7 protein-coding genes are annotated in these 5,558 nt (G+C 30.0%); 3 read left to right on the top strand and 4 right to left on the bottom strand.

Features of this window, described 5'->3' with window-relative positions:
* Positions 1-167: 167 nt before the first annotated feature.
* From LPC13_RS16420 to LPC13_RS16405, 4 genes are all read right to left on the bottom strand, one after another.
* Positions 168-404 (bottom strand): hypothetical protein, encoded by a 237-nt coding sequence (locus LPC13_RS16420; protein ID WP_005213237.1) that lies wholly within the window; start codon positions 402-404, stop codon positions 168-170.
* 27 nt (positions 405-431) lie between these two features.
* On the bottom strand, positions 432-1,211 hold the full coding sequence (locus tag LPC13_RS16415) for a ZIP family metal transporter (RefSeq protein ID WP_005213236.1): 780 nt from the start codon (positions 1,209-1,211) through the stop codon (positions 432-434).
* 210 nt (positions 1,212-1,421) lie between these two features.
* Positions 1,422-3,623 (bottom strand): catalase/peroxidase HPI, encoded by a 2,202-nt coding sequence (gene katG / locus LPC13_RS16410; RefSeq protein ID WP_005213234.1) that lies wholly within the window; start codon positions 3,621-3,623, stop codon positions 1,422-1,424.
* A gap of 232 nt (positions 3,624-3,855) precedes the next feature.
* Entirely contained in the window at positions 3,856-4,200 is a 345-nt protein-coding gene (locus LPC13_RS16405; protein WP_278244422.1) for a MarR family transcriptional regulator, read from the bottom strand.
* On the opposite strand from LPC13_RS16405, the gene LPC13_RS17220 reads away from it, so the two are divergent.
* The 3 genes from LPC13_RS17220 to LPC13_RS16395 all read left to right on the top strand — a co-directional run bounded on the left by LPC13_RS17220 (position 4,180) and on the right by LPC13_RS16395 (position 5,435).
* Positions 4,180-4,386, top strand: a complete 207-nt coding sequence (locus LPC13_RS17220) for a 4Fe-4S dicluster domain-containing protein (RefSeq protein WP_083875398.1) — start codon at positions 4,180-4,182, stop codon at positions 4,384-4,386. The genes LPC13_RS16405 and LPC13_RS17220 overlap by 21 nt on opposite strands.
* A gap of 117 nt (positions 4,387-4,503) precedes the next feature.
* Positions 4,504-4,779 carry an autorepressor SdpR family transcription factor gene (locus LPC13_RS16400; RefSeq protein ID WP_234089015.1) on the top strand — a complete coding sequence of 92 codons (276 nt, stop codon included), beginning with the start codon at positions 4,504-4,506 and terminating at the stop codon, positions 4,777-4,779.
* Entirely contained in the window at positions 4,779-5,435 is a 657-nt protein-coding gene (locus LPC13_RS16395; protein WP_005213230.1) for an SdpI family protein, read from the top strand. Before LPC13_RS16400 ends, LPC13_RS16395 begins: the two co-directional genes overlap by 1 nt.
* Positions 5,436-5,558: the final 123 nt, after the last annotated feature.

Genomic DNA, 5,558 nt, shown 5'->3' with positions numbered 1-5,558 from the left:
AAACTTATATAATTTTCAAAGAGCGAGCAATTCTATGAAAAATCAAGCTATTTTTTCATATCAGCTTAACAGATTCAAAGTATTTTTACTATATGTATATTTTTATAATGTAAAATATACATATTAGTACCAATAAATTGTATTTAATAACTATTGCAATTATTCAATTATATTAATTTTATTAAAATAGTTATTACACCAAGAATTCCAAGGCATGTACCTACAACTTTATTTAACCTTTTAATCTCACACTTATTTGCAAATTTTGCGCTAACATAAGCAGCAATAACACAAAAGATTATAACTAATAACATTGGAATAAATTGCATTGTTGCTCCCATAGAAATATGGATTATAGCACCAGTTAAAGCAACTAAAGTCATATCCTTTAAGTCACTGAACATTGGAAAATTTAATTCCTTATTTAACTCTTATCCTAATGCTACATCTAAAATCATCATTAATACAAAACCTATAGCAAACCCAATTGTACCTATATTTGAATGTTCACCAGTAGATGATTCTGGAATTAGCTCTTCAACAACAACATAAATCATAGCCCCTGCTGCAAATGATAAAAGATATGGCATTATAGGTGTAAGTGCCTTAGAAAAAACAATTGTCAAAATTGCTCCTATAGGTTCAACAACTCCTGATAAAAAACCATAAAAGAATGACTTTCCTTTACTTATTCCTTCACTTTTTAGAGGCATTGATATAATAGCCCCTTCTGGAAAGTTTTGAATTGCAATACCAATTGATAATGCAAATGCTCCTGCAATAGTTATAGCACTTTCTGTACTCATCGCTCCTGCAAAAACAATTCCTACAGCCATTCCCTCTGGTATGTTATGCAATACAACAGCTAAAACTAACATTGTTGTTTTCCTTAACTTTTCACTTTTTACCCCTTCTGGTTTGTCATTATCTAAATGAAGATGTGGTATTACTTTATCTAAAATAAGCATAAATACTATACCTATTAATACACCTATTGCCGCTGGGAAAAATGCAAATTTATTCATATTAGAACTCATATCTATTGCTGGTATAATTAACGACCATACAGAAGCTGCAATCATTACGCCTGATGCAAAGCCAAGTAACGCCTTGTTAACTAATTGATTTAATTCTTTCTTCATAATAAAAACACAAGCAGCACCTAATGTAGTTCCTGCAAGTGGTATTAATAATCCCATTAAAATATTCATCTTATCACCTCTTTTAATTGATAATCATTTTCAATTATTTATATTATACTACTCTTTTTATATTTATTCCACTATATATATTTATTTTCTAAAAGTAAAAAAAAGACTAAGCAGTTATTTCTAAACATATAAAAATCAGCTGAAGCAATAATTGTTACTTCAACTGATTAATATCATAATTTAACTTTACGTTTTTTTTACTTTTCTTGGTTATTTCTTTATTTTAATATCAAAACGATCTGCATTCATTACTTTGTTCCAAGCAGCTATAAAATCACAAAGGAATTTTTCCTCATTGCCATTAGATGCATATACTTCAGCAATTGCACGAAGCTGTGAATTAGAACCAAATATAAGATCAACTCTTGTTGCTGTCCACTTTAACTTTCCTGTTTTTCTATCAATTCCTTCAAATCTATCTTCATCTTTAGATGTTGGTTTCCAAACTGTATCCATATCAAGAAGATTTACAAAGAAATCATTTGTAAGACATTCTGGTCTATGTGTAAATACACCATCTTTAGAGTGATTATAATTAGCATTTAATACACGCATACCACCAATTAATACTGTCATTTCAGGAGCTGTTAATGTTAATAGCTGTGCCCTATCAATTAACATTGCTTCTGGTCTTACTTGCAATTTATCTTTCATATAATTTCTAAATCCATCTGCCTTAGGTTCAAGTACACAGAAGGAGTTTATATCAGTTTGCTCTTGGGTTGCATCAGTACGCCCTGGAGTAAAAGGAACAATAATATCATACCCTGCATTTTTAGCAGCTTGTTCAATAGCAACACATCCACCAAGTACAATAATATCTGCTAGTGAAATTTTCTTACTTCCTGATTGTGACTTATTAAACTTTGACATTATTCCTTTTAATATATTTAAAACCTTCCTAAGTTCCTTTGGTTCATTAACTTCCCAATTTTTTTGTGGTTCAAGACATATTCTAGCTCCATTTGCTCCACCACGATAATCTGAACCACGGAATGTTGATGCAGAAGCCCAAGCTGTTCTAACAAGCTCTGATATTGATAATCCAGAGTCTAAAATTCTTTTCTTAAGATGTATTATATCCTTTTTATTAACTAATTTATGATTAACATTTGGCACAGGATCTTGCCAAATAAATACTTCCTTTGGAACATCTGGTCCAAGATATCTTGATATTGGTCCCATATCTCTATGAGTTAATTTGAACCATGCATGAACAAATGCATCAGCAAATTTTTCTGGGTTTTCCAAATAATCTTTTGCAATTCTTGCATATATAGGATCATTAATAAGGCCTAAATCTGCTGTAGTCATCATAGGTCTATGCTTTTTTAATGGATTATGAGCATCTACTACCATATCCTCTTCATCCACATTCATAGCTAACCATTGATATGCTCCTGCTGGGCTTTTAACTAGCTCCCACTCATATTTAAATAATGTTTTCAAATACCCCATATCCCACTGTATTGGATTTGCATTCCATGCACCTTCTATTCCACTAGTTATAGTATCTTCAGCTTTACCTTTTCCATAGCTATTCTTCCACCCAAGCCCTTGCTCCTCAATAGGTGCAGCTTCAGGTCCTGGCCCAACATATGTAGCTGGACCTGCGCCATGACATTTACCAAAAGTATGTCCACCTGCTATAAGTGCAACAGTCTCTTCATCATTCATAGCCATTCTTAAGAAAGTTTCTCTAATATCCTTAGCTGATGCTGCTGGATCTGGCTTTCCATTTGGTCCTTCTGGATTTACATAAATTAATCCCATTTGAACAGCAGCAAGTGGATTTTCAATCTCTCCACTATCTGCTAGTTTATTATCTCCAAGCCACTTTTCTTCATTTCCCCAATAAATATCTTCTTGAGGCTCCCAAACATCCTCACGTCCACCACCAAAACCTATCATCTTTATCCCCATAGATTCAAATGCACAGTTACCTGCTAGTATCATAAGGTCTGCCCAAGATATTTTATTTCCATATTTCTTTTTAATTGGCCAAAGCAACCTACGTGCCTTATCTAAATTAGCATTATCTGGCCAGGTATTAAGAGGTGATAATCTTTGCATTCCACGACCTCCACCACCTCTACCATCTCCAACTCTATAGCTTCCTGCACTATGCCATGCCATACGTATAAATAATCCTCCATAATGCCCATAGTCAGCAGGCCACCAATCCTTAGAATCTGTCATTAACTTAAATAAATCATTCTTTACTTCTTCAAGATCTAGTTTGTTAAATTCTTTAGCATAGTTAAAATACTTAGACATTGGATTACATAATTCTGAATTTTGATGAAGAATTTTAAGATTCAATTCATTTGGAAATAAACTCTTATTAGTATGTTGTTCACTTGCTATAGGCATACTTGTATTACCTGTCACAGGACACTTCGATTCAGGCATATATTATCATTCCCCCTTAAATTTAATTAAGCTAACATTACAAAAATTAATACTACTTACTGTATTATATAAATTTATAAATAATGATATAACTTACTGCCTATAAAAAATAAGGCTTTGTTTTAAAATAATGTAAAAATAAACATAATATAAAGGATGTCTGAATTTTAGCTATCCCTGTCAAGTAGACAGAGAGCATATCAATTCAGACATCCTTTTAAGTCACAATAGTTTAAGATTGTTCATTATTATTTTTCAACTCTTTTATAAATTTAATAATTATATCCTGTTCTTGTGGTGTATAATTGCTAGCTATTTTTAAAAGAAAATTATGATTTTCTTTATGAAGTTCATTATGAATTATATTAATTTTTTCTCCGAGACTAGTTAATTTATAGAAAATCTTTTTTTGATTACTGTCATCTTTATATGTAGTAATAAGTTTTTTTTCTATCAAACGATTGGCTATTTTAGAAATTCCACCTCTAGTCATGCTTAATTTTTCAGCAATCATAATTCCATTAGGTTCCTTTATATTTGCAATACATGATATTACATGGCATTCTGTATGTGTAATCTGATTAAAGATAATTTCTATGTAAATGAGGATTGTATTAAATGTAGCACATGTATAAAAGTATGCCCAAGAGCAAATGTATCTTATGATAAATCAAAAAATATTAAATTTAGTAAACATTGCGAATCTTGTCTTTCATGTGTAAATAATTGCCCAAAGACGGCTATTAAAGTCAAAAATGATTAGTACCCTATACCATAGTTTTTTCTATGGTATAGGGTACTTTTTAGTTTACTATTTAATCATATAGATTTTATATTTAATCATATAGATAATTATCTAAATGAAATTGGAGGTAAACTAATGCCACTTCAAAATACTTTTAAAGCCTTATCTGATCCTACAAGACGTGAAATATTAGCACTTCTTCGAGATGGGAAGATGTCAGCAGGTGAAATTGCAAGTAAATTTGATATGACACAAGCAACAATTTCACATCATCTTTCAATCTTAAAAAAAGCTGATTTGATAATAGAAGATAAACAATGGAAATATATTTATTATGAGTTAAACATATCTGTTTTTGAAGAAATAATGATGTGGCTATCTCAATTTAATATAAAAAAGGGGGGATTCTAATGAAAACTAATTTTAAAAAGGTGCTGTTAATAATTTTTATATTTTTACCATTAATAATAACTCTTATATCTTTAAATTATTTGCCTGACTTAATACCAGCTCATTATGGATTTAATGGAGAAGTTACAAGATGGGGAAGTAAATATGAATCTTTAATATTACCAATAATGTATGTTGTCATTTGTATCATAAGCCTTATATGTACAAATTATGCTGCAAAGAAACCTGAAAACAAAAATAACATTAAAAGTTTAAATGCTTGTACTGTAGTTCTAGCAATTACTTTTAATGTCCTAACCATAAGTTTTCTAATATCAGATTTTAATAAGATAACTAATATAAATAATGCATTTTCAAGTAAATTAATATATATGGCTTTAGGAATAGGATTTATTATATTAGGAAATTATCTTCCAAAATGTAAAAGAAACAACTTTATAGGAATAAGAACATCACTAACGCTATCAAATGATGATATATGGTTTAAGACTCATAGATTTGGTGGTAAAGTCTTTGTTGTTTTTGGATTTATATTTACTATAATATCATTAATTATTCCAGTAAATATTACTATGCCTATTTTAATCATTTCTTTAATAATTCTTACAATAGTAGTATCTGTATATCCTAAAAAGCTAGTAAATAAAAAGAATTAAACTTATGCTATAAATTTAAATCAAAAAAGTAGTAATAAATACACTATTGAACTGCCCCCCGTCAAGTAGACAGGGTAAATAATAAAAAATTATGATGCTAAGGTATGACTCCTATATTCAAGT

This window comes from Clostridium celatum (assembly GCF_021412605.1).
In the GTDB taxonomy this organism is placed as follows: domain Bacteria; phylum Bacillota; class Clostridia; order Clostridiales; family Clostridiaceae; genus Clostridium; species Clostridium celatum.
This window is presented reverse-complemented; position numbering and strand designations above follow the sequence as displayed.